The 26,991-nt window shown below is 45.9% G+C and carries 22 protein-coding genes and 2 pseudogenes; 9 read left to right on the top strand and 15 right to left on the bottom strand.

The features are described 5' to 3' along the window. Nucleotides 1-79 precede the first annotated feature (79 nt). The 3 genes from HFELIS_RS04970 to HFELIS_RS04960 are packed head-to-tail and all read left to right on the top strand — an operon-like array spanning nt 80 to nt 2,274. The gene (locus tag HFELIS_RS04970; protein WP_013469444.1) at nt 80-604 is read left to right on the top strand and encodes a hypothetical protein; all 525 of its coding nucleotides are present in this window, start codon (nt 80-82) and stop codon (nt 602-604) included. Next, complete coding sequence (nadE, locus tag HFELIS_RS04965) at nt 605-1,351, top strand: NAD(+) synthase (protein ID WP_013469443.1); 747 nt, start codon at nt 605-607, stop codon at nt 1,349-1,351. Then, entirely contained in the window at nt 1,348-2,274 is a 927-nt protein-coding gene (locus HFELIS_RS04960) for a tetraacyldisaccharide 4'-kinase (RefSeq protein ID WP_013469442.1), read from the top strand. The genes nadE and HFELIS_RS04960 overlap by 4 nt, the downstream gene beginning before the upstream one ends. Here HFELIS_RS04960 and speA read toward each other — a convergent pair. The 3 genes and pseudogenes from speA to HFELIS_RS09340 form a co-directional block, all read right to left on the bottom strand. Next, the gene (speA, locus tag HFELIS_RS04955; RefSeq protein WP_013469441.1) at nt 2,232-4,112 is read right to left on the bottom strand and encodes an arginine decarboxylase; all 1,881 of its coding nucleotides are present in this window, start codon (nt 4,110-4,112) and stop codon (nt 2,232-2,234) included. The genes HFELIS_RS04960 and speA overlap by 43 nt on opposite strands. A 209-nt stretch (nt 4,113-4,321) precedes the next feature. Further along, nucleotides 4,322-5,014, bottom strand: a pseudogene (locus tag HFELIS_RS09505) (methyl-accepting chemotaxis protein); the annotation flags it as partial. A gap of 24 nt (nt 5,015-5,038) precedes the next feature. After that, nucleotides 5,039-5,293: pseudogene (locus HFELIS_RS09340) on the bottom strand (PAS domain-containing protein); the annotation flags it as partial. 649 nt (nt 5,294-5,942) lie between these two features. Here HFELIS_RS09340 and HFELIS_RS04945 point away from each other — a divergent pair. Continuing rightward, nucleotides 5,943-6,242, top strand: a complete 300-nt coding sequence (locus HFELIS_RS04945; protein ID WP_013469439.1) for a type II toxin-antitoxin system mRNA interferase toxin, RelE/StbE family — start codon at nt 5,943-5,945, stop codon at nt 6,240-6,242. A gap of 8 nt (nt 6,243-6,250) precedes the next feature. Here HFELIS_RS04945 and dxr read toward each other — a convergent pair whose 3' ends face one another. From dxr to HFELIS_RS04910, 7 genes are all read right to left on the bottom strand, one after another. Then, nucleotides 6,251-7,354, bottom strand: coding sequence for a 1-deoxy-D-xylulose-5-phosphate reductoisomerase (gene dxr / locus HFELIS_RS04940; protein ID WP_013469438.1), 1,104 nt, complete (start codon nt 7,352-7,354; stop codon nt 6,251-6,253). Further along, a complete protein-coding gene (locus tag HFELIS_RS04935) occupies nt 7,347-8,123 on the bottom strand; it encodes a phosphatidate cytidylyltransferase (RefSeq protein WP_013469437.1) in 777 nt (258 codons plus the stop codon). Before HFELIS_RS04935 ends, dxr begins: the two co-directional genes overlap by 8 nt. A 3-nt stretch (nt 8,124-8,126) precedes the next feature. Next, nucleotides 8,127-9,737 (bottom strand): SLC13 family permease, encoded by a 1,611-nt coding sequence (locus HFELIS_RS04930; protein ID WP_013469436.1) that lies wholly within the window; start codon nt 9,735-9,737, stop codon nt 8,127-8,129. Between the two features lie 70 nt (nt 9,738-9,807). Next, a complete protein-coding gene (locus HFELIS_RS04925; RefSeq protein ID WP_013469435.1) occupies nt 9,808-10,863 on the bottom strand; it encodes a DNA-methyltransferase in 1,056 nt (351 codons plus the stop codon). Between the two features lie 8 nt (nt 10,864-10,871). Continuing rightward, on the bottom strand, nt 10,872-11,624 hold the full coding sequence (locus tag HFELIS_RS04920) for a pseudouridine synthase (protein WP_013469434.1): 753 nt from the start codon (nt 11,622-11,624) through the stop codon (nt 10,872-10,874). Beyond that, entirely contained in the window at nt 11,624-15,196 is a 3,573-nt protein-coding gene (gene dnaE, locus HFELIS_RS04915; protein WP_013469433.1) for a DNA polymerase III subunit alpha, read from the bottom strand. The genes HFELIS_RS04920 and dnaE overlap by 1 nt, the downstream gene beginning before the upstream one ends. Before the next feature lie 54 nt (nt 15,197-15,250). After that, nucleotides 15,251-16,843 carry a methyl-accepting chemotaxis protein gene (locus tag HFELIS_RS04910; protein WP_013469432.1) on the bottom strand — a complete coding sequence of 531 codons (1,593 nt, stop codon included), beginning with the start codon at nt 16,841-16,843 and terminating at the stop codon, nt 15,251-15,253. Between the two features lie 110 nt (nt 16,844-16,953). On the opposite strand from HFELIS_RS04910, the gene waaF reads away from it, so the two are divergent. Further along, a complete protein-coding gene (gene waaF, locus HFELIS_RS04905) occupies nt 16,954-17,946 on the top strand; it encodes a lipopolysaccharide heptosyltransferase II (protein ID WP_013469431.1) in 993 nt (330 codons plus the stop codon). Here waaF and HFELIS_RS04900 read toward each other — a convergent pair. The 5 genes from HFELIS_RS04900 to HFELIS_RS04880 are packed head-to-tail and all read right to left on the bottom strand — an operon-like array spanning nt 17,926 to nt 22,920. Continuing rightward, on the bottom strand, nt 17,926-19,608 hold the full coding sequence (locus tag HFELIS_RS04900) for an SEL1-like repeat protein (protein WP_013469430.1): 1,683 nt from the start codon (nt 19,606-19,608) through the stop codon (nt 17,926-17,928). The two genes, waaF and HFELIS_RS04900, sit on opposite strands and share 21 nt — an antisense overlap. 9 nt (nt 19,609-19,617) lie before the next feature. Beyond that, nucleotides 19,618-20,205, bottom strand: coding sequence for a hypothetical protein (locus tag HFELIS_RS04895; protein ID WP_013469429.1), 588 nt, complete (start codon nt 20,203-20,205; stop codon nt 19,618-19,620). Continuing rightward, nucleotides 20,202-21,035, bottom strand: coding sequence for an MlaD family protein (locus HFELIS_RS04890; protein ID WP_013469428.1), 834 nt, complete (start codon nt 21,033-21,035; stop codon nt 20,202-20,204). The genes HFELIS_RS04895 and HFELIS_RS04890 overlap by 4 nt, the downstream gene beginning before the upstream one ends. Beyond that, on the bottom strand, nt 21,020-21,802 hold the full coding sequence (locus HFELIS_RS04885; protein WP_013469427.1) for an ABC transporter ATP-binding protein: 783 nt from the start codon (nt 21,800-21,802) through the stop codon (nt 21,020-21,022). The genes HFELIS_RS04890 and HFELIS_RS04885 overlap by 16 nt, the downstream gene beginning before the upstream one ends. Before the next feature lie 8 nt (nt 21,803-21,810). After that, entirely contained in the window at nt 21,811-22,920 is a 1,110-nt protein-coding gene (locus tag HFELIS_RS04880) for an MlaE family lipid ABC transporter permease subunit (protein ID WP_013469426.1), read from the bottom strand. A gap of 104 nt (nt 22,921-23,024) precedes the next feature. Between HFELIS_RS04880 and HFELIS_RS04875 the strand changes: the two genes are divergently transcribed. Genes HFELIS_RS04875 through pta form a run of 4 tightly spaced genes read left to right on the top strand, consistent with a single transcriptional unit; the run spans nt 23,025 to nt 26,988 of the window. Next, complete coding sequence (locus HFELIS_RS04875) at nt 23,025-23,666, top strand: outer membrane beta-barrel protein (protein WP_013469425.1); 642 nt, start codon at nt 23,025-23,027, stop codon at nt 23,664-23,666. A gap of 52 nt (nt 23,667-23,718) precedes the next feature. Continuing rightward, the gene (eno, locus tag HFELIS_RS04870) at nt 23,719-24,987 is read left to right on the top strand and encodes a phosphopyruvate hydratase (protein ID WP_013469424.1); all 1,269 of its coding nucleotides are present in this window, start codon (nt 23,719-23,721) and stop codon (nt 24,985-24,987) included. Next, nucleotides 24,971-25,462, top strand: a complete 492-nt coding sequence (locus HFELIS_RS04865) for a shikimate kinase (RefSeq protein ID WP_041302815.1) — start codon at nt 24,971-24,973, stop codon at nt 25,460-25,462. The genes eno and HFELIS_RS04865 overlap by 17 nt, the downstream gene beginning before the upstream one ends. Nucleotides 25,463-25,500: 38 nt before the next feature. Continuing rightward, the gene (gene pta / locus HFELIS_RS04860; RefSeq protein WP_013469422.1) at nt 25,501-26,988 is read left to right on the top strand and encodes a phosphate acetyltransferase; all 1,488 of its coding nucleotides are present in this window, start codon (nt 25,501-25,503) and stop codon (nt 26,986-26,988) included. Nucleotides 26,989-26,991 lie beyond the last annotated feature (3 nt).

Below are 26,991 nucleotides of genomic sequence, written 5' to 3'. Positions count from 1 at the left end.
AATGGGATTTTACATGAAAAAGTCTAATACTATCCTTTTAGGCGCAAGTGTGTTAAAATGGGGGGTTATGGAGTAGAACATGGGTATTAACATTCAAGGATTGGTAGGGTTTTCATGTTGCATCGTGGCACTTGGGTCTGTGCTCCATGCCCTAGATTCAGCTCGAGTTAAAGAATGTTATCAGGTTTTGGGGGAGGAGTGTGGGTTATGGACAAAGGGCTTTGATCAGATTCAAAAGATCGTGATTCATCCGGTAAAAATAGACCTCACCCAAGAGCAAATTAAGGCAATACAGGGAAGCGAAGAGATTAAGGGGTGTTTAGCGTGGCACTTTAACCCCAAGAGCTTAAAAAAGTTTTTTAAGAGAAGTGAAACCTATCCGGTTTCGCCTCTTGAAGGCTATGACGATTTGATTTGCCACATCATGGGGAGTTTCATGCTAGAGGGGCAAAAATACACCTTTAATATTAATGGAGGCGGGCATTTTGAGATTTACGACTCCAAGGGCAAGGTTTATTACTTAGGTTGTAGGCTTGAGCAGTATAATGACGCTGGGGATATTGTTCCTAATCCCAAATGCGCTAAATTTTTACCGGATTTTTAGATGAAAAACACCCTCGATCAACTCCTCTTATTTTTGCAAACCCAGAGCGCGCAAAGGGGTTTTAAGCGTTTTGTCGTGGGGATGAGCGGGGGGGTGGATAGCGCGTTGGTGGGGGTGTTGTGCCAAAGAGTTTTACCCACGCATGCGCTTTTGATGCCTGCTATCCACCCCTCTAGCGCAACAGAGGATGCGATTTTGCTCTGCGAGCGTTTTAGCATTCCCTACACACAACGCCCCATCGCGCCCTATGAGGCGTTATTTAAAGAGCAAAACCCCCATGTGAGTTTAGGACGGCTGGGCAATTTCTGTGCGCGCATGCGCATGAACTTACTCTATGATTTTTCGATGGAGATTGGCGCGTTGGTGGTGGGCACGAGCAATAAGAGCGAGATCATGCTAGGTTATGGCACGCTTTTTGGAGATTTGGCATGGCTCATTAATCCCATTGCCCACCTTTTTAAAAGCCAAGTCTATAGCCTAGCTCAAGAGCTAGACATTCCTAAAAATATCCTAAATAAAGCCCCCAGCGCAGACCTTTTCAGCGGACAGAGCGATGAGGCAGATTTAGGCTTTAGTTACGCGCTCATTGACCCCCTCTTGCAAGAAATCAGCGCGCGTTGGGATAACCCGGCACGCATTGATAGTCATTTGCTCTGTAATCTAGGTTTTGCGCCCGACTTGGTGGCAAGCATTGTAGCTAGGGTGCAAAGAAATGCCTTTAAAAGCCAACCTCCTAGTTTCCTATGACTTGGCTTGAGCACTACTTTTACACCCCTAGTAGGGGGCAGAAACTCTTAGCCTATACTCTCTTGCCCGTGTCGCTCATTTATGGGAGTATTGCGCGTTTAAAGCGCACCCTAGCCCCCTATGAGGATTTAGGAATCCCTATTATCAGCGTGGGCAACTTAGTGGTGGGAGGAAGTGGCAAAACCCCCTTTATTTTAGAGCTAGGCACAATTTTAGAACCCTTGCATGTGGGCGTAGTTAGTCGGGGCTATGGGCGCGCTTCTAAGGGACTTGTAGTAGTGAGTGAGCGGGGGGAAGTTTTAGTGAGCCCCAAAGAGGCAGGCGATGAAGCGTTTTTGTGTGCGAGTCGTTTAAAGGCTAGCGTGGTGGTGAGCGCGGATCGCAAAACCGGAATTTTAAAGGCTAAAGAGTTGGGCGCGCAGGTGATTTTATTAGATGATGGGTTTCGCTTTAATTACAAGAAATTAAATATCGTGCTCAAGCCAGAACGCGCGCCTTATTTTGATTTCGTGTTGCCCAGCGGGGCGTATCGGGAGTTTTTTGGGGGCTATAAAGAAGCAGATTTGCTCTTGCAAGAGGGGAAAGATTACACCCGCAAGGTATGGGTGCGTGATCCTAGCCCTAGAATGCTCTTAGTTAGCGCGATCGCTAATCCTAGCCGCTTAGACCCTTACTTGCCAGAAGTAGTGGGCAAACTCTATTTTAAAGACCATGCCTATTTTGATCAAACCCTCTTACAAAAAGCCTTTGAGCAACACGGAGCGACTTCCCTGTTAGTTACTACTAAAGACGCAGTCAAACTGCTAGACTGCCCCCTGCCTTTGAGTGTGCTAGAACTCTCTTTAAATATTTCTAAAACCCATCTTGAAACGATTTGTCATTACGCTAATACCTGCTCCTGTGGGGCGAGCGTGCGCAAATAGCCATTTTCACTCAGCATCACATAGAGTCGCCCAAGTATTTCTTGCTTATCCTCCAAATCTAAAAGCGCGCTCTCTTCGATCTTTTGCTTTAAGAGTCGCTCAATCTCTTTAGTGTCGTAGTCCAAATCCTCCAACGCGTCTAAGATTGTCTGAGCCTGCATGATGTTTTCAATAGAATAAGGTTCTTTTTCGCCCACCTCATGCACATACACACAGCACTCTGTAGGGTGAGTGAAAAGATTATGGCGCATGCCTAGCACCTCTTGGTAAGCACCCACTAGAAAGAAGCCTAAAAAATACTCCTCCTCGCGCACATTCACATCGTGCAAAAAGAGGGGTTTATTTTTGTTAAAACTGATCTCTCCATCGCTATCACAAGTAATATCCCACAAGCTCGCACTTCGTGTAGGCGCGCTCTCTAGTTTGTGCAAGGGCATGACCGGGAAACTTTGTTTCAAGCCCCAATAATCGGGCAAACTTTGGAAAAAAGAGCAGTTGAGCAAATAGCGTTCTTGCACCTGCTCTTGAATGCGGATAATGTCGTTATGATCCTTGTGGCGCAAAAACCCGATGGCTTTTTTAATGATGAGGTGTCCCAACACTTCCGCATTACTACGATCTTGCAGATCAATATAACCCAAATCAAAAAGCGTAAAGAGCGATTCCATATGCTCTAAGCTGTCATGCAAGTATTCAATGGCGTTTTTGGCGTTGATATTATGATAAAGATCTTCCATTTCGGCCACTAGGGGGGGGTTGTGCTCCTTGAGGTGCAAAATGCTCTCATCATAATCTTGAGAAAAAAGTTCTAACACGGGAGCAACCAACACGGCATGTGTAGCGCTGATAAAACGCCCCGATTCGATAAAAATATTGGGTTCTAACTCCTGCTTGTGCTTGACAATTTCTTTAAGCAAAAACACCACATCCCCAGCAAATTCCTCTAGGGTGTAGTTGCGCTCGCATTGGTGTTTGTGCTGGGCGTACTCAATGGCCAACCCACCCCCAATGTTCACGCTATCTAAATTAAACGCCCCCATTTTGCGCAGTTCGGCATAAATATTGCCCGCCTCCTTGAGGGCTTTTTTAAGCGGGGTGATGTCGCTAATCTGGCTACCAATGTGGAAGTGAATCATGCGCAGTTGGGCTAGCAGGGCATGATCTTCTAAAAGGCGCATCGCCTCAAGTAGTTCTGTGCTAGCTAGTCCAAACTTAGCGTGAATGCCCGTGCTCTTAGCCCACATCCCCACCCCTGAGCTGTGCAAGCGCACGCGAATCCCAATTTTAGGACAGAGCTTATTGCTCCCAATCCCACGCGCACGCGCCACCTCTAAGATAGTCTTTAGCTCGTTGAGCCCTTCAATGGTTAGGGTAATATCTGCGCCCATGCTAGCAGCAATAAAGCCCAACTCGATCATCTCGCGATCTTTAAAGCCATTGACCGTGATGGGTGCGCCTTCTTGGACATAGCTCATCGCTAAAATCAACTCGGCTTTACTGCCCGCCTCTAAACCATAACAACCCTTAAAGCGTTTGGAAATTTCCACTAAGGGCAACACAAAATGAGGCATGTGATTCACCTTGAGGGGGAAAACCGCTTTAAACGCCCCGCTATAGTGGTACTGCTCGATCGCTTGAGAAAACATGTTAAAGAGTTTGTTAACCTGCTTGCTAATCAGATGAGGGAAGCGTAATAGCAAAGGCCCCTTAAAGCCCTGTTCGCGCATGTCTTGCACAATGTCTATAAGGCTCGGGCGCGCCCCCGCATTCACCTTTACCAAACCCTCATCGATCAAAAAATTCTCTCTACCCCAATAATCCAAGCCATAAGTTTGCATGCACACCCCTTAAAAAAAGGGGCAGTATAGCAGAAATGCAGGGGTTATGTCTTATGACTTAGAATCAAACACATCATGAGGTTCAGGGTTAAAAAAGTTTCCCTACAAAAAGCGATCTTGCATTCTAAAATCTTTTTAAAAACTGCGCCACCATTTTATGGCAGCAATAGCTCAAAGGCAAGTTTTATGGGCGATGTTTATAGATGCTCTGATTTTAATAACGCTCCAATTTCGCTAGTCGCCTCACTGGTTTTGCTAGCAAGTTTGCTCACTTCATCAGCCACCACTGCAAAACCGCGCCCGTGTTCACCTGCGCGCGCGGCTTCGATAGCGGCATTGAGCGCGAGCAAGTTAGTTTGTTTGGCAATGCCATCAATTTTGCTAATGATGGTGCCGATGTTTTCCAAATTTTCTTTGATTTTTAGATTAAATTCTTCTTCTTTAGCAATAAATTCCTCTTGTTTCTTTTGCGCATCAATGTTGGAGAGCACGCCCACAATGCGCCTCGTGCTAGAATTTTCTCCTTGTTGTTGGGTGGCTGTTGCTTGGAATTTGTAAGCAAAATAATGCGGATCGTTGTAATGTTTGAGAAAAATTTCTATGCTCAAAGGAGCAATCGTCTTATTTTCTTTGAGATTTTGGCGCAATTGTTCTAAGATTTCTAAAAAGGGGGCTTTGCTCTCAGGAGAAAGACAGGAAATTAAAGTCTGCAAAGACGCTTGATCGGTATGGACGACATCTTGAGCCAAGCGAGGGGAAAACCAGCAAGGATTCTTAGAAGAAAGCAGATCTTCATCTTCTAAGAGAATATCAAAAATGCGATCAGAAATGAGAGAAAGCGAGAGTGTGAAACGCTCTATGATATTATCCAAATCTGCCTTGTGGCGGATTTCATTATCCATATCTTGAAAAGAACCTGCAATGAAAATAGGATTGCCTTGAGTGTCGCGCTGAATGTCGCCACGAGCATGGAAATATTTGTAAGTGCCGCTTTTGGTTTTAATGCGGTAGGTAGTGGCATAAACGGTTTTACCGGTTTTATCGGCCAATGCAGCATTAAAATGCGCGAATACACGATCTATATCATCGGGATGGAGGCGATCGGCCCACGAAGACAAAACATTAGGAAACTCTGTTTCGTCTTTAAAACCCAATAATTCACGGAATCTTTTAGACCACATAAAGGGCGTTTTTCCATCCACCTGACCATTGGATGGATAATGCATGTACCACAACCCGTTAAAACTAGCATCTGCCATACTCTGCGCGATATAGCGATTGTTTTCTAAAGTTTGGTGGTGTTCTTTAAGGGTTCGTATTTCTTGAGTAAGATTAGCTCGATCTTCTAGTTGCCGATCCATAGCTTGGCTAAACTGCATAAAGGCTTGCACTAAATTGCGGGCTTGATCGCAAGGAAATTCTGTTAAGGCTTGGAGTTTAATACGGGCGGTGTCTAGTGTCTTAGATTCTTCCCATTTAATTTGGGATACAATGGAGGTGAGATTCTCTAAAAACCGCCTATAGGGGGTAGCAAACATAGAAATTACCTTTTGTGAAAATGGAACATATATTATACAAAAAGCTAGCCTCCATTATACAAAAAAGATAGCTTCTTTGTCGCAGAAGTTTTGATAAAGTAATTTTGATTGTCAGGATTCTCAAATTGTTCAAGGTTTAGGCGACAGATCGGGGTTTGATGGCATGTGCGTTGCGCGATTTTTAAGAGCAACATAAAGTTATTCAAGTACGATTTGATCCCATTTTTTAGAAAGGAGTTTTGTTTTTTTGGCTATGTGTTTGGCGTTCATCAAAGGAGATTAAAGGAGAAAAATGAAGGTACAAAACCAGCGCGTTTTTTTGGAACTTAAGAAGTTGTGTCAGATGACCAGTCTATTTAAAAGGATGCTCAAAAGTCTCAATCCTCAAGATTTATCAAAACTCAAGATAATGATTCGGACAATTCTATCTGGGAAACAACTACCTCGCAACTATGCAAAACACCCTCTTAAAAGTCAAGCGACTTATCTTGACTGCCATGTAAGACCCGATCTTGTGTTGATCTATCGCCATGACAACTCAGGCTTGCTTCTAGTTGATCTTGGCAAACACAATAAAGTCTTCAAAAAATAGTTTTTTATCTATATAGACGCGCGCACCTGCGCGTCCAAAGTGTAAATATCCTCTAAATTAGCCAGTGATTTAGTGGCGTTGCTAAAACGCGCTAAACTCTCTTGCACCACCCCTACAATCTGCCCAAAGGAAATTTGACCCTTGATAAAGGCTTGGCACGCCACTTCTGCGCTCGCATTGAGCACCACGCCTAATTTGGGGTTCTCTAAAAGCGTGTCCTTGAGAGCCCATAGGGGGTATTTGCGCGTATCTATGGGCTCAAACTTCAAGGGGGGTAGATCACATAAATCTAAAGGCGCGATGCTGGCTTGCTGGCAGGCTTGCTTGGGGGCTAGGGCGTGGGCGATGGGGAGTTTCATATCTGGAGTGGAGAGCTGGGCGTGCAGACTTTGATCTTTAAAGCGCACGAGGGCATGCACACTAGAAGTGCGCTCAATGCACGCATCAATACAGGTAATGCCAAAGAGCCAACGGGCTTCCAACACCTCAAAGAGTTTATTGAGCATGTTAGCCGCGTTGATGGTGATATGCGCGCCCATGTCCCAATTAGGGTGTTTTAAGACCTTTTCTAGGCTTTGATAAGGGATTTGCTCAGGTTCTAAATCCCGCAGTGCCCCCCCGCTCGCGCTCAAGTAGAGTTGTGCGACCTCTTGAATATCCCTACCTTGTAACAAACTCCACAACCCAAAATGTTCGCTATCAATGGGGATCATGCCCTTTGTATCTAGCAACCAACCTGCCACGACCAAGGATTCTTTATTGGCTAGGGCTAGGGTTTTGTTGTGTTGCAGCGTGCTCAAGGTGGGCTTTAGTCCGGCAAATCCGCTTAAAGCATTTAAGATCACTGGGGAGCGGCACGATTCTAACATCTCCTCTAGCCCCTGCGTGCCTGCAAAAAGGGCGACCTGAGAGGGCAAATTCTTTAAAAATCCCTTACTAGGCTGGGGCAAAAAGACTTTTTGGGGCTTGTGGGCGTGGATTTGCTCTAAGAGCAAAGCTTCATTGCGCCCACCACTTAAAGCCTCCACACCAACCCCTAGAGTTTGCGTCACTTCTAGGGCTTGAGTTCCAATGGAGCCCGTGCTCCCTAGGATCACCACGCTTTTAGACATGGGCAAAGAGGAGTAAAAAATGCAAACTTACCCCTCCAAAAAGCATCGCATCCAAGCGATCTAAAATCCCCCCATGCCCGGGCAAGCATGCCCCGCTGTCTTTAACTTCAGCCCTGCGCTTGAGATAGCTCTCAAACAGATCGCCCAAGATCGCACTCAAGGCGACTACCACGCTCATCCCCAACGCCCCCACAAAACCCACACTCCACAGCCCGGCTAACCCTCCTAGCAAACTCGCCAAAGCTAATCCGATCAAAGAGCCCTCTAGGGTCTTTTTGGGAGAAGTGGGGCTTAGGGGGATTCTGCCTAGCAATCTGCCCCCAAAATACGCCCCCACATCAGCGACCACCACGACCACCACTAGCCACAGCACCCCCCGCACGCCAAAATCCTTAAATAACGCCAAGAGCACCACAAAGGGCAAAGTGGGGTAAAGGAGGGGTAAGATTTGCCTGCTATCCTTACCCCTAAAAGCTAGAGCCCCGGCAAAGAACATCCCCACAAATAACGCGCTCTCAATGGGGCGCGGGCTAATGTAAGCAAGCCCCCACACCACTAAAGCTAGCCCATAATGCCAAAACGAAAAGCTAAGAGCATGGATTTTTTCATAGAGTTTTAAAGCCTCGTAAAAACCTAGCAAATACGCCACGCCTAGCACCGCCCATACCAGACGCACATCGTTAAAAGCTAGCACAACCCCCACCAAGATCACTAAAGCTACCCCCGTGATGTAGCGCGTCTTTTCTCCCTGCAACTTAGAAAAATCCATTCTCTAACTCCTTACAAAAATTTGACCTACTAAAGCGTAGGTGATAAGACTAATGAGCACAATCCCTAAGACATTGAGCCATAGCCCGGCTTTAATCATGTCTTGCATTTTGACATAGCCCGAGCCATAGGCGATCGCATTGGGTGGCGTGGCTACGGGCAACATAAAAGCGCAGGTAGCTGCTAGGGCTACCGGAATGGTAAAAAAGAGGGCTTGGGAGTGTTCATAGCCCAAGCCCAAAGCCACGCCCCCAATCACGGGCAAAAAAGCCGCAGCCGTGGCGGTGTTAGAAGTGATTTCGGTCAAAAAGATCACTAAAGTAACCACCAAGAGCATTAAGAGCAATAAGGGCAGATGCGCCAAGTGCCCAACTTGATGCCCGATCCACAAAGATAGCCCGCTTTTGCTAAATTGCGCGCTGAGTGCTAGCCCGCCTCCAAAGAGCAAGAGCACATCCCAAGGGAGTTTTTTCATCATCTCCCAATCAATGAGGCGGGTTTGCTGTGCCGGGATGATGAAGAGTGCAATAGCCACCCCCATAGCGATGATGGAGTCTAAATTAGCGATCTTGATTCCCATAGAGTGCAAGAGACTACCTAAAGACACCCAGCTCAAAGAAGCGAGCACAAACAAGCCTGCAACCCAGAGTTCCCCCGCGCTCATCGGTCCTAACTTTTGCAACTCCTTAGCAATCACCTCTTTGCCCCCGGGGATTTCTTTAATCTTGATGGGAAAAATAATGTAAGTTAGCAGAAACCACGCCCCTATGAGCATGAGTAAGGCAATGGGTACGCCTAAGATCATCCACTGCCCAAAGCCAATTTTTAAATGAAACGCCTCTTGCATGTAGCCAGCTAGTAGGGCGTTAGGGGGCGTGCCAATCAAGGTGGCTAGCGAACCAATGGAAGCGCTATAAGCGATACCCAACATTAAACAAATACTAAAATTGGTGCGATAAATAGGCACACCGGGGGCATCCTTGCCCTTATGCACAATGGTATGCAATGCGCCCCCATGGGTGGATTGGTAGGAGAGGGGATCGTCTGCAGAGAGGGGATTGGCTTTATAATCTCTCTCTTGGAGCAATTTTGCCACAAGGCTTAACACGCTCAAGCCCACAGGCATCATCATCACCGCCGTAGCGGTGTTAGAAACCCACATGGACAAAAAGGCAGTCGCCAACATAAAACCAGCGACCAATGCCCTAGGGCTCGTGCCCACAAGTAAGATGATTCTGAGCGCGATACGACTATGCAGATTCCAGCGTTGCATCGCCATCGCCAACACAAAGCCCCCCATAAATAAAAAGATAATAGGACTCCCATAGGACGCGCCCACCTCTTTAAAGCTCGCCACCCCTAGCGCGCTAAAGAGCACGAGAGGGAGTAGAGCGGTAGCCACCAGCTCGATCGCCTCGCTCATCCACCAAGCCCCCATCAAGACCGCCACCCCTGCCACAATGGGCAGAGAATCTAATTTAAGCCCGGGCTTGGTGAGGGTGTGTTTAATCTCATCCAAATGCGCATGGAGGGCATAATACACCCCTATTGCCAACACCAACCCCACAACAAACCCGACCAAAGGCACATTGAACTTAAAACTTTTCTGTGACATTTAAAAACCCTCATGTTAATTTTCTTAGTCTAAGCCATAGGGATTAACATTTTGTTTAAATCTTGAGAATCTAGGCGCGGGCGTTGTAGGCGTAGCGTAGTAAATCTACACTCACAAACTCCCCTTGCCAAAAGACATAAAAATATGTCCAACCATTGTGATTTTTTTTGTGTAGGTGTTTAGCCGCCATTTGGTGGATACTCAAATGTTCTTGGTGATCATGCAAGCGATCCTCTAGCAGATAACAAATGTAATTTTGCTCTTTGTCATAAAATTTCTGTTTCTCTTGCAAAAAGCCCGCTTTGCAGAGTTGTTTTAAGCTCACTTTGGGGGGTTTGATCTCTAGGCTAGCCTCTATAAAAGGGTTGCTTAGTGGGGTGATATTAGCGATGCGCTTGGTGGCTTCTTGCACGAAGAGGGGGTCTTGCTCGATGCCTAAAAAATGGCGTTTGAATTTTTTAGCAATCGCCCCCGTAGTGCCCGTGCCAAAAAAAGGGTCTAAAATCAAATCCCCGGGCTTACTGCTAGAGAGAATGATCTTTTCTAAGAGGGCTTGGGGTTTTTGGGTGGGGTGGAGCTTTTTCCTATCCGCTCCTTTGAGGCGTTCTGCCCCCATGCAAATGCTTATATGCCATATACTGCGTTCTTGCTTGTTGTGATTGAGGGCTTTCATAGTCTTATAATTAAAGGTGTAGCGCGCACTCTTATCTTTAGCACACCAAAGCAGGCTTTCATGGGCGTTGCAAAAGCGACTACCCCTGAAATTGGGCACGGGATTAGGTTTAGCCCAGATGATGTCATTGAGAATCCAAAAACCCAAATTCTGCATTAAATAGCCCAAGCGGTAGATATTTTGAAACGAGCCCATCACCCAGATACTCCCATGCGCTTTTAACACGCGTCTACACTCGCTTAGCCATGCCAAACAAAAAGAATCGTAAGCCTGCAGACTCTCAAATTGATCCCATGCTGCACGCACACCCATAAAGACCTCTCCATTATCACGCAATAAATCCCCCTGTGTCTGCATAAAATAGGGCGGATCGGCGATGATCAAGTCCACACTCTCAGAGGGCAGGGTGGGCAAGAGTTCTAGGCAGTTTCCCTGCAAGATTTTGTCTAGCAATGTCTGGCTTATAATTTGGTGTCTTTGAGAAAAGTGTGTAGGTGCTGGTATTCTTTAGGGTTTAAATAGCGCGTTTTGCCTTCAGGGAGGGCGTTAAGATGGGTAAAGCCATAGGACACGCGTTGTAAATCTAGCACAGCGCGATCAAAATGGGCGAAGAAGCGGCGTAATTCTCTATTCTTACCCTCTGTGAGGGTGATTTTGAGCTTAGAAAAATGCGGGTGGTTTTTAATGATATGGCAGTGCGCAAAGGGGGGGAGCTCTAGGCTCTGTTTGGGGTTGTTAGGGTGTGCGCCTTTGTGGGAGCAAATCCCATTTTGCATGCCCTCTAAAATCTCGGGAGTAATAGGGCCTTGAATTTTGAGCAAATACACCCGCTCTAGCGCGCTATGCATCAGCGCACTAGCCACTCCGCTATGATCGCTGAGGAGCAAGAGCCCGCTAGAGGCAAAGTCCAAACGCCCCACAGGGATAAAATGGGCGAATTTACGATCCAAACTCTCAAAGATGGTGGGGCGGGCGCGATCATCTCTGCGCGCCACTAACTCCCCCTTAGGCTTGTGGTAGATCACCACGCTATAGCGGGGGGCTTTGGGGATTTTGAGCAATCTGCCCTCTATAAAGATTTTATCCTCTTTATTAAAGGGCGTGGTAAAGCTGGCGACTTGGTGGTTGATTTTGACCTTGCCCTCTGCAATCAAGGTATCGGCTTGGCGGCGTGAGCAGTGGGCATAACGGGCGATAAACTGGTTTAAGCGCATCAATCCACCCACTCGTAATTTTTAAAACTCTCTTTGATCTGCGCGCTCACTTTTAGGGGGGTGCTGATGGTGATTTTCTTGTCTTTCTCTTTAAACACCACACAGAGGGCACGCTCGCCCTTGTGGGCATTGGCGACTTCTTTTAAATGCGCGAACAACTCCGCAGGCACGCTAGTATCCACCACCAAGCACAAGGGCTGCCCCTGCAAGCACGAAGTGGCTTTGTTAAAGTCAGCTTGCAAATCCAAAGGTTCGATGTCGCTAGGCTGGGCTTCTGCTTTGTAGCGCACTTTGGCGATTTTCTCTGTGCTGATTTGCTCTAGGGTTTTGATCTCTAAGAGGCGCAAGCGCGCGACCTCCTCTTGCTCCTCCACCTTGCATTTAAAGGCTAGGGGCAGATTGGTGTCTAAATGCTCTAAGGCGTTGAGTTGTTTTTCAAAAAGCATGAGCTCAAAGCGCCCAGACAAATCCACGATCACCGCCTCGCCGTAAGGTTTTTTGCTTTTCTTGCCTAGCTTGCGCTTGAGTTCTAAAATCTTGCCCACTAACACGACATTACTCCCAATTTCCACGCGCTTAATGTCCGTGCTCTTAAGGATATTTTTTAAGGGCTTGATTTGATCTTTAAACTCGTTGAGCGGGTGCCCTGAAAAGTAAATGCCCATGCATTCGTATTCAAAATCTAGCAAAGTATTGATGTCGTATTCTTCATAGGGGGTTAGCTCCAAATGCGCGCGTTCAGTCTGCGCGTCTGCAAAGAGTCCGGCGCGCATTTGGGCGTTGGTTTTATCCTTTCTGCGCCCCTCTTCACAAATGGCATCCAAGTTCTCTAACATAGTGCGCCGATTGTAGCCCAAGTTGTCTAAACTCCCAGATTTGATCAAGGGTTCTAAAATGCGCTTGCTAAACTTAGAAAAGTCGATTTTGCTAATAAAATCTTGCAAATCTTTAAATGCACCATGTTTCTCGCGGATTTCTACCAGAGTGCCCAAAGGCCCTTCGCCCGCCCCCTTGATTGCCTCCAAACCAAAGACAATATGCTTTTTTCCCCCCTCTTCTTGCACCCTAAAGCGCACATCGGACACATTGACATGGGGGCGTTGCACTTCAATACCCATTGAGCTCGCCTCATCCACATAGTGGGCAACCTCCTCAATGTGGCGGCATTCACTGCTAATCATCGCAGCCATAAATTCGTGCTTGTAGTGGGTTTTGAGGTAGGCGGTTTGGAAGGTGAGCATGGCATAGGCTGCTGAGTGGGATTTGTTAAAGCCATAGCCGGCAAATTTGACGATCAAATCAAAGAGATCGCCCGCTTTGTCTGCCTCATAGCCTCTTTTGCGCGCCCCCTCAATGAATTTGGCGCGATTATCCGCCATAATTTGCGCGTCTTTTTTTCCCATCGCACGGCGGATCAAATCCGCCTCACCCAAAGAAAAGCCCCCGATGGTCTGCACGATCTGCATCACCTGCTCTTGATAGACAATTGTTCCATAAGTGGGGCGTAAAATGGGTTCTAACGCGTCAAAGGCATAAGTGATAGGTTCTAGTCCGTGTTTGCGATTGACAAAATCATCCACCATCCCCGACTCCATAGGCCCGGGTCGCCCTAAGGCGATAATGGCGATGATGTCCTCAAAACAAGAGGGGCGCAGGCGTTTATTCAAGGTCTGAAACATGCCCGATTCAATTTGGAATATCCCAATGGTGTTACCCTCTTGAATGGTTTGATAAACGGAAGGATCGTCCATATCCACACTCAAAAAATCGATCTTTTGGTGCGCGTATTTTTCAATGAGCTTGAGCGCGTCATCGATCACGCTTAGAGTTTTGAGCCCCAAGAAGTCAAACTTAATTAAATCCACCGCTTCTAGGTATTTCATCGAATACTGGGTAACAATGCCTCCCGTGCGCTCGCTAGTATATAACGGGGTCTTATGCCACAATTCGCGCTCACTATCCACCACCAATGCAGCCGCATGCTTGCCCGCTGAGCGGTTCAGATTCTCTAGGTTTAGGGCAAATTCCCAAACCTGTTTGGCGGTTTTGTTGGTATTGATGAGCATTGCGATCTTGGGTTCTAATTCAAAGGCTTCTTTAAGGGTGATTCCTAGACGATTAGGAATGAGTTTAGCCATCTCATCGGCTTCTTTATAGGGCATATCCAGCACGCGCGCCACATCGCGAATCACCCCTTTAGCTAACATCTTGTTAAAGGTGATCACTTGGGCGACATTGTATTTTCCATATTTGGAAACCATGTAATCAAGCATTTCGCCCCGCCGTCTTTGGCAAAAATCCGTATCAATATCGGGCATGCTCACGCGCTCGGGGTTCAAAAAGCGCTCAAATAGCAGATCGTATTTGAGCGGATCAATGTCAGTAATTTGCAAACAAAAAGCAACCAAGCTCCCCGCCGCAGACCCGCGCCCCGGACCCACCGGGATTCCACTCTCTCTAGCATGGCGGATAAAATCCCATACGATGAGCATATAGCCGGCAAATTTCATCTCCACGATAGTTTTAATCTCGTATTCTAGGCGCTCTTGGTAAGTGGCGTGTTGGCTAGGATCGATGATCTCTAGGCGTTTTTTCAAGCCCTCTCTAGCTTTGTGGGCAAAGTAGAGCGCGTCTTCTTCAAAGTCTAACCCCTCCTTGGTGGCGTATTCTTTGGTGAATTTAAAGCGCGGAGGGGTGGGGGGGTTGGAGTCATCTTTTAGGTCTAGTTCTAGTTGGCATTTGCGCGCGATCTCTTGGGTGTGCTCTAGGGCTTCGGGGATGTCGGCAAACAACTCTGCCATCTGTGCGGGGGATTTGATATAAAACTCATGCACGGAGTGTTTTAAGCGGTCCTTATCCCCAAAAGTTTTATTCATCGCCACGCACATAGCAACCTCTTGGGCGCGCGCGTCTTCTTGTTTGGTGTAGTGGGTGTCATTGGTGGCGATGAGTTTAATACCGGTTTGCAAAGAGAGTTTGATGAGTTGCTCGTCAATGTAGAGTTGATCGGTAATGCCATGACGCATGATTTCCATATAGAAGTCGTCTCCAAAGATGTCTTGGTATTCGCAGGCGATGCGTTTGGCCTCTTCATAGCCCTTTGCGCCGTATTGTTTATTTTTGGGGTTGTTGAGGTTGAGATGCCAATTAATTTCCCCTTGCAAACACGCGCTCGAGCAGATCAAACCCTTAGCGCGTTCTTTGAGCAGTTTTTTATTGATACGAGGAAAATAGTAAAAGCCCTTGAGAAACGCCTGTGAGCTTAGATACATCAAGTTGGCATAGCCCTCTTGATCTTTGGCATAGAGGCATAAATGGAAGCGTTGGCGGGATTGTTTGTCCTCTAAGTTTTCGGCGTTATGCAAATAGGTTTCAATCCCAATAATGGGCTTGATTCCCTCTTTTTTCATACAGGTGTAAAAGTCGATCGCCCCAAACATGTTTCCATGATCGCTCATGCTCACACTAGTCATGCCCAACTCTTTAATGCGCTGGGCTAAGATTTTAATTTTATTTGCCCCATCCAAAAGGGAGTATTCGGTGTGTAAGTGTAAATGGGTGAAGTTTTCCATATGCGTCCTTTGCTACATACTAAAGCAGAGGGGCTAAAAAGCCTCTTAAGCGTTTTATACCTTGAATTTGGAAAACTCCGAGTCGAGTTGGGCGTTGTTGTAGAGCATGGTGCGCACATTTTCCTCTAATTTGGCGCGTTCATTTTTCATGCCCTTAAACATGTCCACTAAATCTTGGGTAACTTTGGCGATTTCTTGGATTTTGTGGCAGATTTCTTGATTGCTGGTAATGGCTTTTAGTGAGGTTTGTTTAGACACAGACAGGCTCTCTTGCACGCCCTTAATATTATCTACCAATCCAGAGGCCTCGCCAGAAATTTGCTCAGACTCTAAGGCAATCTTTTTAATGCGCCCGCCCATACTCTCGATGCTTTGGGTTACCACATTAACCATACTAGCGATTTCTGCCAAAGATTTTTGAGTTTTTTCGGCAAGTTTACGCACTTCATCGGCCACCACCGCAAAACCTCTGCCATGCTCGCCCGCTCTAGCGGCCTCAATGGCAGCATTCAGAGCTAAGAGGTTAGTTTGATTGGCGATGTTTTCAATGATGGATAACACCCCTTTAATCTCGTTGGCTTGAGTGATAAGTGTCGTGGAATCATTGGCGATCTCAATCTGATTTTTAGACGCGTCTAAGGAGAGTTGCACATAGCCATTCATGCTTTGAGAGAACTCCTGCATCATACGATCCGCGCTCTGGATTGTGGTTGTGGCGTGCTCAAGCAAATCTAGGGCTGCACTAGAATTTTTGCCCACCTCTTGGCTGAGCTGGTGCATGGTTTCAATGCTCGTAGTTTCGTGAACTTCATTAGATTTGAGACTCTGAGAGGTTTCCTTGATAGAGTGGCTAATGGCCACATTTGAAGAGAGGATATTTTTCCCACTCTGCACAATGCCTTGAATCTTTTGGATAAAGAGATTGAAAAAATGCGAAGTGCTCCCCACCTCATCTAAGACCTTGCTTTCTAGGCGTTGGGTGAGGTCTGCCTCTTTGCTCTGAGTGAGCATGCCTGCCATGCTCCTTAAGCGCGTCAAGGGTTTAAATAAATCTTTTTCCACCATCACAAACATGATCAAACTGATCACTAAAAAAACCGCCAAAATATACGCCAGCGTTTTAAGGGTGTTGCTAAAAATTTGATCATAGGTTCTTGTGAGATCAAATTGCACATTCAAGATCGCAATCACATCGCCTAATTGAGAATTGACATGACAATTCAAACAAAGCTTGTCGGCAACAAAGGGTTGGCGTAACAACACATAGTGCTTACCCTGCTCTTGAATAAGATGGATGCTTTTAGTGCGTTCTTTTTGTTTAAAAATGCGTTGCATATGCGCATCTTGCGTAAAATCTTCATTGAGCCCAAAAAGCGTGATCACCTCCTTAGAGGGCACAAAGCTCACATGCGCTCCCTCAATGTTTTTACTATCATTGATCACGCGTTTAAGCTGTTGTGGATCCCCTGTCAGTGCGGCTTCCTTGACACTATTCATAAGCGCTTGGTTTAAAACATGGATGAGATCAATGCTTTGTTTGGTGGCCAACCTCTCATAGCCTATGTGCAAAGAGAGATACACCACCCCCATCACAAGTAGAAACCCTACAATGGCATAGAGGGTCGCTTTAGTTCTGATACTTTTCAATATAGCCGTCCGTATTTTGTGAACTTAAGTAATATTGCATGTCCCATTATTATAATATATTTACAATATATTAATCATATTATTACTCTTAGGAATTGAGAATAAAAGCGATGAAAATTTTATTGCGTTTACCAAACTGGCTAGGCGATGGGGTGATGGCCACACCGACTATAGAGGTTCTAAGGGCATATTATCAAGAAAGCACGCTCATTTTAGTGGGTTCGCCTGTGGTTTGTGCGCTTTTTAAAGACAATCCCAACACGATAACCCTAGTTGATGAGACTAAAAAAACCAAGAGTCGGGCTTTAGCTACTTATCAATTGGCTAAACAAATTGGACCCTGCGATCTAGCCATCACTCTCACCAACCATTTTTACAGCGCATTATTACTCTATTTAACAAAAACTCCCATGCGCATTGGCTATGCCAAATTCCCCCGCACCCCTCTACTCACCCATGCCCTCAAACCCCTAAAACATGCCCACCAAGTGGAGCGTTATTACCATTTACTACACACCCATTTACCCCACCTAGACCCCACACCCCCCCCGCTCAAATTGCACGCACACAGAACGCCTATCTCTAAGCGTATCGGGCTTAACCCGGGGGCAGCCTATGGGAGCGCGAAGCGTTGGAAACCGGAGTATTTCGCCCAAGTAGGGGCGTATTTTTTAGATCAAGGCTATGAGGTCTATTTGTTTGGCGCGCGGACAGATTTAGAGACAGCCCATCAAATTATGCAACTCATCCCTCCACACCCGCGTCTACTCAATCTTTGCGATCAAACCACTTTAGCAGAATTGATAGATTGGATTGGATCGCTCACACTCTTTATCACCAATGATAGCGGTCCTATGCACATCGCTACCGCTTTGCAAGTCCCCCTAATCGCGCTCTTTGGTCCTACCAACATGCAAGAAACCAGTCCATGGCAACACCCCCGCGCAAGTCTCATCAATAAAAATCTGCCTTGCGCGCCCTGTAAAAAACGCGCTTGTCCGCTCAAACCCGGAGGAGATATTAAACCCCATGCCTGCATGGACACCATCACCCCTCAAGAGGTGATCGCAATAGCCAAAGATTTATTGAATCAATCTCTCTAGGGCTTTTAAGGCTTCTTGGGCCTTTTGGTTGCCAAACTTAGCCGCGCGCTTGAAGCATTCCATAGCTTTTTGCAGATCATGATCTATGCCTTCTCCTTGATAATAGATCACGCCCATATTGTACATAGCATTAGAACTGCCTCCATCAGAAGCTTTTTGGAAGTGCAATAAGGCCTGTTGCATGTCTTTCTCCACCCCATCTCCTTGACTATACATTACCCCCACATTATAATCATCCTTGATACTGCCTAACTGCGCCGCTCTGTAAAAATACGCAAAAGCCCTAGAGGCATCCTTTTCTACCTCCTTGCCCATATGGTAGAGCGAACCTAAATGGTGCAAGGCGTTAATGTTATCCATATTGGCCGCCTCTTCAAAATAAAAGATCGCTTGGGGGATGTCTTTGGGTGTGCCCCTGCCATGTTCGCACATCACCCCTAAATTGTAATAAGCCTTATCATCGCCCAGTTTTGCCGCCTCTTGAAAATAAGAAAAAGCCTGCGTGGTGTCCTTTTCCACTCCTAACCCTCTATTATAAATCACGCCCAAATTGTAATTTGCCTTGGCATGCCCGAGTTTAGCTGACTGTTGGAAATAATCCAAAGCTTTGGATTCATCTTTGGGCACACCTTGTCCATTAGCATAAACCACACCCAAATTATATAGGGTTTGCGCCTTTTGATTGTTCACTTGAGTATTCATTGCACTTAGGTTAGCAAATGCCTGCGTGTCGCCCAAATCTGCAGCTTCTTTGTAGTAGGCAATGGCTGTGTATTTGTCCTGTTCTACCCCTTTACCGGTGCGGTATAAATTAGCCAAACTGGAGAGCGCGCCTGCATCGCCCATTTCTCCTGCTTCCTGATAGAGGGCAATCGCTTTGTCCATGTCTTTTTCTACCCCCTCTCCATCTTCATACATGCTTGCTAGGGTGCATGTAGCCTTAGCAAATCCTGCCTGTGCAGATTCTTTAAAGAGTTCTAAGGATTTATCGCCATCCTTTTCCACCCCTTCGCCATTTTCATACATGACAGCTAAGTTATAGCTAGCGCGCGCATCGCCCAAATCTGCGGCCTGTTGGAAATAATCTAAGGCCTTAGCAAAGTCTTTTGCCATGCCCTGTCCAGCATAATGCATGCTCCCCAAACTCACCAAAGCCTTGACACTGCCCCGATCGGCTGCTTGTTGGTAAAACTCTAGGGCTTTGGCATAATCTACACCCACTCCATTCCCGGTGCGATACATCAAGCCCATATAATTTAAGGCGTTCACATCATCTAAACTTGCCGCATGCTTGAAGTAATCAAGGGCCTTTTGATAATCTTTTTTCACCCCCTTACCCAAATTATACATCACTCCCAAATTGACAAAGCCCTGACTATCCCCCAAATTAGCGGCCTGTTGGAAGTAGTCAAGCGCTTTCGTATTATCTTGGGCTACCCCTCGCCCATTAGCATACATCACACCCAAATAGACCAAAGCCCTAGAACTCCCAAGCTCTGCGGCGTTTTGGTAGCTGGCTAAAGCCTCCTCATAGTGGCGTTCTTTATAGGCTTGATGGGCAAGTTTGAGAAACTCTCCATAGACGCTCTGCTCTTCCCCTTTGGTTTCAAAATCCTCCTCTAGGTCTTCTTGGACATCTTGGGATATGGAAGAGGGTAGCATGGATGCTCCTTACAAAGTGGTTTTAATTTGCAGGGCGACCTCTTGGAGGGCCTGACTGGCCATGTTTTGTAATGCAGTGATAGCATTTATGGGAATATCTAGGGTTTTTGCATCGGTTTGCAAAGTTACTTTTTGTTGCTTGATCACTATAAAGCTATTGGCAGTTGCGCTGTTGACAACTCTTAGGATAATTTGAGCATATGTTCCATCTTTGCCCTCTACAAACCCCAAAGAGAGCACATTGAGTTGCACGCTTGCACGCGCCCCGCTAGGAACTCCTAGCGCCATGCATTGGCGCATCGACTCTAAAATGAACATATTTTTTAATAGATTGCTTGGCAAATCGGCAAACTTTTGGCGCACGCTCCGCTCAATTTTCCCATCCATGCGCTTAAAAATCATGTCCTTAGAATTGTAAAGATCAGCGACCACAACCCCCACTAGAGCCACTTTCTTACTACTAGAACAAGCATTAGAGGGGGGAGTTTGGGTGTTGAGGTCATATACGCTAACCTCTGGTAAAACCTGTTTGAGATTGAGATTTAAGCAACCGCTCAACAAAGGCACAAGGCATGCTCCGCTGATCCAAACTCTCATTTTTGTTCTCCAAAGAGGGTTTTATAGGGATTGGCATCAAACTTGTCCATCAACAAGGACCCCTTTTGCACGAATTGATCGATATTGCGCAAACTCAATTCTGCCTGAATTAAAAGAGGGGTGAGCATGCTTTTTAAGTCATATTGTCCACCCTGCACTTTTTTATCCACATCTGTAATCAATTGATTGCCATGTTGGAGCAGAGTATCCCCCTTGCTTAAAGCCCGATCCGCCTTGACCAACAGGGCATCAAGATTATTTTTTATGGTGTCCAAGCCCTGTGTCGCTTGCTGGACAGAGGCAATAATTTTACTCAGATTGGCGATGTTTTCAGGACTGAGCATTTTATCGATATTCTTGATGATGTCTAGCATTTCTGTAGAAATATGCCCCGCGCTATCGCTCAATCTCTCCAACAGGCCTTGCTCATAATGCAAAATGCGCTCGGGGTCCTTCTTGGTGTAAAACTCTTTAGATCTGCCCTGAATCAAGCTCAAATATTTTAAACCCACTAAACCTTGAGAAGCAACTTTAAGAGTAGCATCCTTGCTTACGGGCACTTTGCTCTTAATGTCAATAGCGAGTTTAACCACACCCAAATGTTTAGGGTCAAAGCCTACGCTCTTGATCGTGCCTACTTGGATTCCCTTATAGTTAATGGGAGTGTTAGCCCCAACCCCTCCCAAGTCTTTATCTGTATAGACCACATAGCGCATATAATCCTCTTCTTCAAAGTTGACATGCCCTAACCATAAAATAAAAATCACCATACACGCCATGCATGCTAGAAAAATCCCCCCAATGAGCGTGTAATTTACATGCCTTTCCAAAATTTTTCTCCTCGAGTGGAATTGAATAAATTGCCCTCCTCTAGGGGCACTTCCTTAGTGTGTTGCACAAATTCGCTCAAATTACCATCAAAGCTAATCAGACCATCTTTGAGCATAATAAAACGATCGACCGCATTTTTAATAGAGTCCAAATCATGGGTAATCATCACCACAGTCAGATTTAACGCTTTTTTTAAAGAGAGAATCAATGCATCAAATTTATCGGCTGAATAGGGGTCTAGCCCGCTGGTGGGCTCGTCTAAAAAAAGAATGTCCGGGTTAGTGGCCATTGCGCGCGCTAGCCCCACGCGCTTTTTCATCCCTCCGCTCAGTTCATAGGGGTAGAGATGGTGGACTTTCTTACTCAATCCCACACGATCTAGCCACATTTTAGAGATTTCTATGATATTTCTCTTGGGGTAAGCGCTGTGCTCCTCGAGCATGATTCCTACATTTTCTAGCACACTCAAAGAACTATAGAGCGCGCCAAATTGAAACAACATACCAATGCGATGGAAAAATTTATCCCGCTCAGACTCTTTGAGTTTCCAAATATCCATGTCAAAGATGCGGATCGTTCCTCTTGTGGGTTTATTGAGCAAAATCATGCTTCTTAACAAAGTGCTTTTACCGCTCCCACTTCCCCCCAAAATGGCCAAAACTTCCCCCCGATACACCGAAAAATTCACGCCCCTATGAATCACATGGTCGCCATAAGAAGTGTGGAGGTCTTTAACTTCGATCAAACGGGGTGTGTTGTGTGTCATGCATAGACTTATATATTGAGTTTGCTAAAAATAACAGAAAAGAGCGCGTTTAAAAAGATGATCCAAAAGAGCGCGTTCACCACGCTAATAGTTGTCAGTGTGCCAATGGATTCTGTATCGCCCTTCACTTCAAAACCACGCATACAGCCCACAATAGCGATCGCAAAGCCCCAAAAGGGAGCTTTGATGAGTCCTACAAAAAAATGACTCAAACCCACATTTTCATGCAAACGCGCGATGTAGTGGTTAAATGTAACTCCTAGCTGGTATTTGATCGCCACCATTGTCCCCAAGAGCGCGAACGCATCGGCAATAAAAACCATCAGGGGCATCACGATCACTAAGGCTAAAACACGGGGCAACACCAGCCATGCAAAGGGGCTTAGACCCATCGTATGCATTGCGTCTAATTCTTCGGTGATCTTCATCACCCCAATTTGCGCTGTGAAGCTAGAGGCACTGCGCCCCGCCACAACCAAAGTAAGAATAAAGGGCCCCATTTCTCTAAGCGCGAGTTTAGCGGTCATCTCAATACTCATGAGAGGAAAGCCTAATTGTTGGAGCTGGATCGCCCCTTGCAAAGCGATCGCAAAACCCACCACAAAGACGGTTAGAATGCTCACAGGCAAGACTTTAAAACCACTCTCATGGATATGGTGAATGAGGGGCGTGAGGCATAGAGTTTTGGGTTTGATGATCGCGCGCCCTAGAAAATAGAGCACCATGCCACAAAAATTAAAAGTATTGAGCATGGTATTAAAAAAATCCACTATACTTTGCCCTAGCTTATTGAGGGGGTTGATTTTTGGAGGCTTGCTATGTTCTCTGCTAAGAATACTAGGGTCTTCTTTAACCCAATGTTGCACCACTTCCAAGACATGGGCGTTGTAGGCATTGGCATTCAAAATCGCAGGTTTCTTGCGCCCCAAAAGATCGTAGAGGAGCATGAGAAACACAAAATCCAAACGCTCCACTTCTCTAAAATCCACCGCCCGAATAGGGGGCGCGTTTTTCAGGAGTTTTTCCAAACGCAAGAGAGTCTGTGCGGGGGTTTTAAAATCCCAATTGCCGCGCAAGAATAAAGTACCTAGTTCTATGTAACCCACAGACTCGCCCACAACATCCCCTAATGCGTAAAATAATCAGTCAAAATGCAAGGTGTGCTATTATACAACAAAACAAGAAACAAGATTAAGTCGTCAAATTGCGCTGTATTAGGATATTGCTACTAGCTATTGGAGTGTGTGCAGGCGCGCCACAAGAAAAAATTTGGATTAAGGAACAAGATACTTACACGCGTCTATACAACCAAAGGAAGCAACTCAAATTAAAAAATGGGGGGTATTTTGGGATGGGCTTTGGGGTGATTAAGATTCAAAAGGACTATCAAAATACAAAAATAGAGAGTTTTCCGGCTATTTTGAGCGCTAAGGGCGGGATGCAGACTTTTTTCAAAAATTATATTGGTATCCGCGCTTTTATCGCTTTGGATTTAGCCACTTCCAAAGCAAATTGGCAATCCAAGCCCAACCCCTCCAATTCCTTTCTTGGTGTGGCGAGTATAGGTTTAGAAATTCCCTTAGAAATTCATCTAACTCGTTCTTATAAGCACTATATAGGGGTTTATGGGGGGATAGGCTTGGGCGCAGTGCTCTACACAGACAACGCGAATTTTAGCTTTGCCAAACATGGTGCGATCCATACAGCCGGCTTGATCGCACAAGGAGGGGTGTTTCTCACATTTTACAACAAGCATCGCCTTGAGCTAGGCTTAAAACTCCTACCCACAAGCCACACTTTACTCAACTCTGATAGTTTTCAAACCTCTTTGCTGTATAACTGCATGTACCTGTATAAATTCTAATTGTTAAACCCAATATCTTTTGCTAACATGCCCCTTTTGCAAAGGAGCAGGTATGCAAATTCAAGACATTCAGGCGAGCGAGGTTTTAGACAGCCGGGGTAACCCTACCCTAAAAGTTAAAGTTATTTTAAGCGATGGAAGTTTGGGCGTAGCGATTGTGCCTAGTGGAGCGAGCACGGGCAAGAGAGAGGCTTTAGAGTTGCGCGATCAAGACCCCCAACGATTTTTAGGTAAAGGTGTTTTAAAGGCTTGTAACTTTGTGCAAACTCAGATCAAAGAAACTCTTCTAGGTCAAGACCCCTACCAACAGGCTAAGATCGACTCTTGCTTGCAGGCTTTAGATGGCACGCCTAATTACGCCCATTTGGGGGCTAATGGGGTGCTGGGCGTGTCTATGGCACTTAGTCGTGCCTGCGCGCGCTCTTTAAATTTGCCTCTTTATGCCTATTTGGGTGGGATTAATGGCTCAACTCTGCCCGCTCCTATGCTAAATATCATCAATGGGGGCGCGCATGCTAATAACCGCTTGGATTTTCAAGAATATATGATCATGCCCTTGCGCTTTGAGAGTTTTAAGCAGGCTTTGCGCGCTAGTGTGGAGGTCTATCACACACTAAAGGGCATGTTAGCCCAAGCCGGACACCCCACTAGCGTGGGCGATGAGGGGGGGTTTGCTCCTAATTTTGAAAACAATGCGCAGCCTTTGGAGTGGATTTTAAAAGCCATTGAAAAAGCAGGCTATAAACCCGGGGAGCAAATTGCCTTAGCTTTGGATGTAGCCAGTAGTGAGCTTTTAGACTCCAGCAGGCACTATGTGCTCTCTAGTGAGAATAAAAAGCTAGAGGCTAGCGCGCTCATTGAATATTACGCCCAGCTTGTAGACAAATACCCCATTGTCTCTATTGAAGACGCACTAGGCGAGGAGGATTATCACGGGTGGCAGGAGCTCACCAGCAAGCTAGGGCATAAAGTCCAACTTGTGGGCGATGATTTGTTCGTTACTAATGAAACCCTCTTAAAAAAGGGCATTGAGCAACAACTTGCTAATGCCATTCTCATTAAACCCAATCAGATTGGCACGATTTCACAAACCCTGCAAACCATGCGTTTAGCACAAAAAGCGGGCTATGCTTGTGTGATGAGTCATCGCAGTGGGGAGAGTGAGGATAGTTTTATTGCCGATTTTAGTGTCGCGCTCAACACAGGTCAAATTAAAACCGGCGCTCCCACGCGAGGCGAACGCACCGCTAAATATAACCGCCTCTTGGAGATTGAAGAGTCTATTCAAGGCGCATATGCGGGGAATGGGCTATTTGTCTAAAATTTGGCTCATCGGGTTTATGGGCAGTGGAAAAAGCACTTTAGGCGCACTGCTAGCCCAAGCTCTAAATCATCGCTTCCTAGACACAGATTTACAAATTAGTGCCCAAACACGCACAAGCATTGCACAAATTTTTAAAGATCACTCAGAAGCTCATTTTAGGGAGCTTGAGAGGCAATTAGTCGCTACCCTTGAGCAAGTGCAAACCCCTCTTGTGATCGCCACAGGGGGGGGGTTGCCCATTTACACGCCCCTAAAAACGGGGATTGTGATTTACTTGTATTTGGACTTTGAGGCGATTGTAGCTAGGCTTCAAGCCGATTCTAATCCTAGACCTCTTTTTAAGGATCGTGATAGTCTTTATAGTCTTTATCAGAGTCGCGCCCCAATCTATACAAGTATGGCACACCATACCATCTCAGCTCACCAAAAACCCTCTCAAGTTTTGCAAACTCTCTTAGAAGTGCTAGGTTAAGTTTGTTATAATAATTCCACCAAAATAAAAGGAGATTTATGGGTCAGGGAATTTTGCTTATCGCTTCTGCTCATCTTGAAGAGCAATTAATTAAAAGTCTTGAGATAGTTTTAGGGGCACAAAAACAGAGCTTTAAGGTTGTGGATGCCAACTTAGGAATCGCTCTTGAAGACCTTGTTGCTAAATCAGAACAAAACACTTTTCTAACCCTCTTGAACGCCTATCAAGCTTTAGACTACGAATTTGTTTTGCTCAAAGGAAGTGTATTAGCCCCCCTGCAGGCTCTTGATCCTTTGTTTCTACACAAATACGCCCAACATCTCAATCTGCCTGTGATCAACGCGCTGGAGGGAGATGCAAAAGCCTGCATGCGTGTCCATGCGAGTTTTGAACATGCGGGAGTGGCTAATCCTATCACCTTTGCCCATGCAAGTCAAAATAATTTAAATTACATGATTGTGGATTTACAAACTTCTAGCGATTTAAAAGGCCCACAGCTTGATTCCATCTATCAAGTTTTAAATAACACCAAGAGCGCGTGTCTGAGTCCTCTGAGGTTTCAAGCAAGCTTGTTGAAGCGGGCTAAAAACGCGCTCAAAACCATTGTTTTGCCCGAGAGCCATGATCCTAGAATTTTACAAGCAGCGCACATTATCTTGCAAAACCAAGCCGCCAAGCTCATTTTACTAGGCAAATCTGAGCAAGTTTTAGAAAATGCGCAAAGTTTAGGGCTCAATTTAGAAGGATGCCAAATCATTGATCCTAGCACTTCTGAACATCTTGAGGACTTTGCCAACACTCTTTATGCTTTGCGGCAAAGCAAGGGTTTAAGTTTAGAAGAAGCCCATAAACTCGTCAAAACTTCGACTTATTTTGCAACCATGCTGGTTTATAGTGGGCATGCCGATGGCATGGTTTCAGGAGCCACACACACCACCGCTGACACCGTGCGCCCTGCCCTGCAGACCATCAAACTCCATCCGGGCGTGAGTTTAGTTTCTAGTGTCTTTTTTATGTGCTTGGACACGCAGGTTTTAGTTTTTGCTGATTGCGCCATCAATCCCAATCCCACTAGCGAAGAACTTGCTCATATTGCCTTGAGTTCTGCGCGCACGGCTAAAAGTTTTGGCATTGAACCGCGCATTGCTATGTTGTCTTATTCTACGGGAACATCTGGAAAGGGAGCAGATGTGGACAAAGTTACCCAAGCTGTGGAGATTGCGCGTAATTTGGATGAAACTTTGGTCGTTGATGGGCCTTTGCAATTTGATGCAGCGATTGATCCAGCCACAGGAGCTAAGAAAATGCCCGGAAGTGTTGTCGCCGGACATGCTAATGTCTTTATTTTCCCAGATTTAGATGCGGGCAATATTGCCTACAAAGCGGTGCAAAGAACCGCTAAAACTTTAGCTATTGGTCCTGTATTGCAAGGGCTTAAAAAACCCGTGAATGATTTAAGTCGTGGATGTCTGGTTGAGGATGTGATCAACACCATCATCATAACCGCTATTCAGGCACAAGGGTAATCC

The organism is Helicobacter felis ATCC 49179 (assembly GCF_000200595.1).
GTDB lineage: Bacteria > Campylobacterota > Campylobacteria > Campylobacterales > Helicobacteraceae > Helicobacter > Helicobacter felis.
Note: the sequence above shows the minus strand (reverse complement) of the source record. Positions and strands in the feature narration are given on the sequence as shown.

Excerpts from the sequence above, each read along its gene's own strand:
- HFELIS_RS04970 (WP_013469444.1), top strand. The coding sequence starts at position 80 with ATGGGTATTAACATTCAAGGATTGGTAGGGTTTTCATGTTGCATCGTG.
- nadE (WP_013469443.1), top strand. The coding sequence starts at position 605 with ATGAAAAACACCCTCGATCAACTCCTCTTATTTTTGCAAACCCAGAGC.
- HFELIS_RS04960 (WP_013469442.1), top strand. The coding sequence starts at position 1,348 with ATGACTTGGCTTGAGCACTACTTTTACACCCCTAGTAGGGGGCAGAAA.
- speA (WP_013469441.1), bottom strand. The coding sequence starts at position 4,112 with ATGCAAACTTATGGCTTGGATTATTGGGGTAGAGAGAATTTTTTGATC.
- HFELIS_RS04945 (WP_013469439.1), top strand. The coding sequence starts at position 5,943 with ATGAAGGTACAAAACCAGCGCGTTTTTTTGGAACTTAAGAAGTTGTGT.
- dxr (WP_013469438.1), bottom strand. The coding sequence starts at position 7,354 with ATGTCTAAAAGCGTGGTGATCCTAGGGAGCACGGGCTCCATTGGAACT.
- HFELIS_RS04935 (WP_013469437.1), bottom strand. The coding sequence starts at position 8,123 with ATGGATTTTTCTAAGTTGCAGGGAGAAAAGACGCGCTACATCACGGGG.
- HFELIS_RS04930 (WP_013469436.1), bottom strand. The coding sequence starts at position 9,737 with ATGTCACAGAAAAGTTTTAAGTTCAATGTGCCTTTGGTCGGGTTTGTT.
- HFELIS_RS04920 (WP_013469434.1), bottom strand. The coding sequence starts at position 11,624 with ATGCGCTTAAACCAGTTTATCGCCCGTTATGCCCACTGCTCACGCCGC.
- dnaE (WP_013469433.1), bottom strand. The coding sequence starts at position 15,196 with ATGGAAAACTTCACCCATTTACACTTACACACCGAATACTCCCTTTTG.
- waaF (WP_013469431.1), top strand. The coding sequence starts at position 16,954 with ATGAAAATTTTATTGCGTTTACCAAACTGGCTAGGCGATGGGGTGATG.
- HFELIS_RS04900 (WP_013469430.1), bottom strand. The coding sequence starts at position 19,608 with ATGCTACCCTCTTCCATATCCCAAGATGTCCAAGAAGACCTAGAGGAG.
- HFELIS_RS04895 (WP_013469429.1), bottom strand. The coding sequence starts at position 20,205 with ATGAGAGTTTGGATCAGCGGAGCATGCCTTGTGCCTTTGTTGAGCGGT.
- HFELIS_RS04885 (WP_013469427.1), bottom strand. The coding sequence starts at position 21,802 with ATGACACACAACACACCCCGTTTGATCGAAGTTAAAGACCTCCACACT.
- eno (WP_013469424.1), top strand. The coding sequence starts at position 23,719 with ATGCAAATTCAAGACATTCAGGCGAGCGAGGTTTTAGACAGCCGGGGT.
- HFELIS_RS04865 (WP_041302815.1), top strand. The coding sequence starts at position 24,971 with ATGGGCTATTTGTCTAAAATTTGGCTCATCGGGTTTATGGGCAGTGGA.
- pta (WP_013469422.1), top strand. The coding sequence starts at position 25,501 with ATGGGTCAGGGAATTTTGCTTATCGCTTCTGCTCATCTTGAAGAGCAA.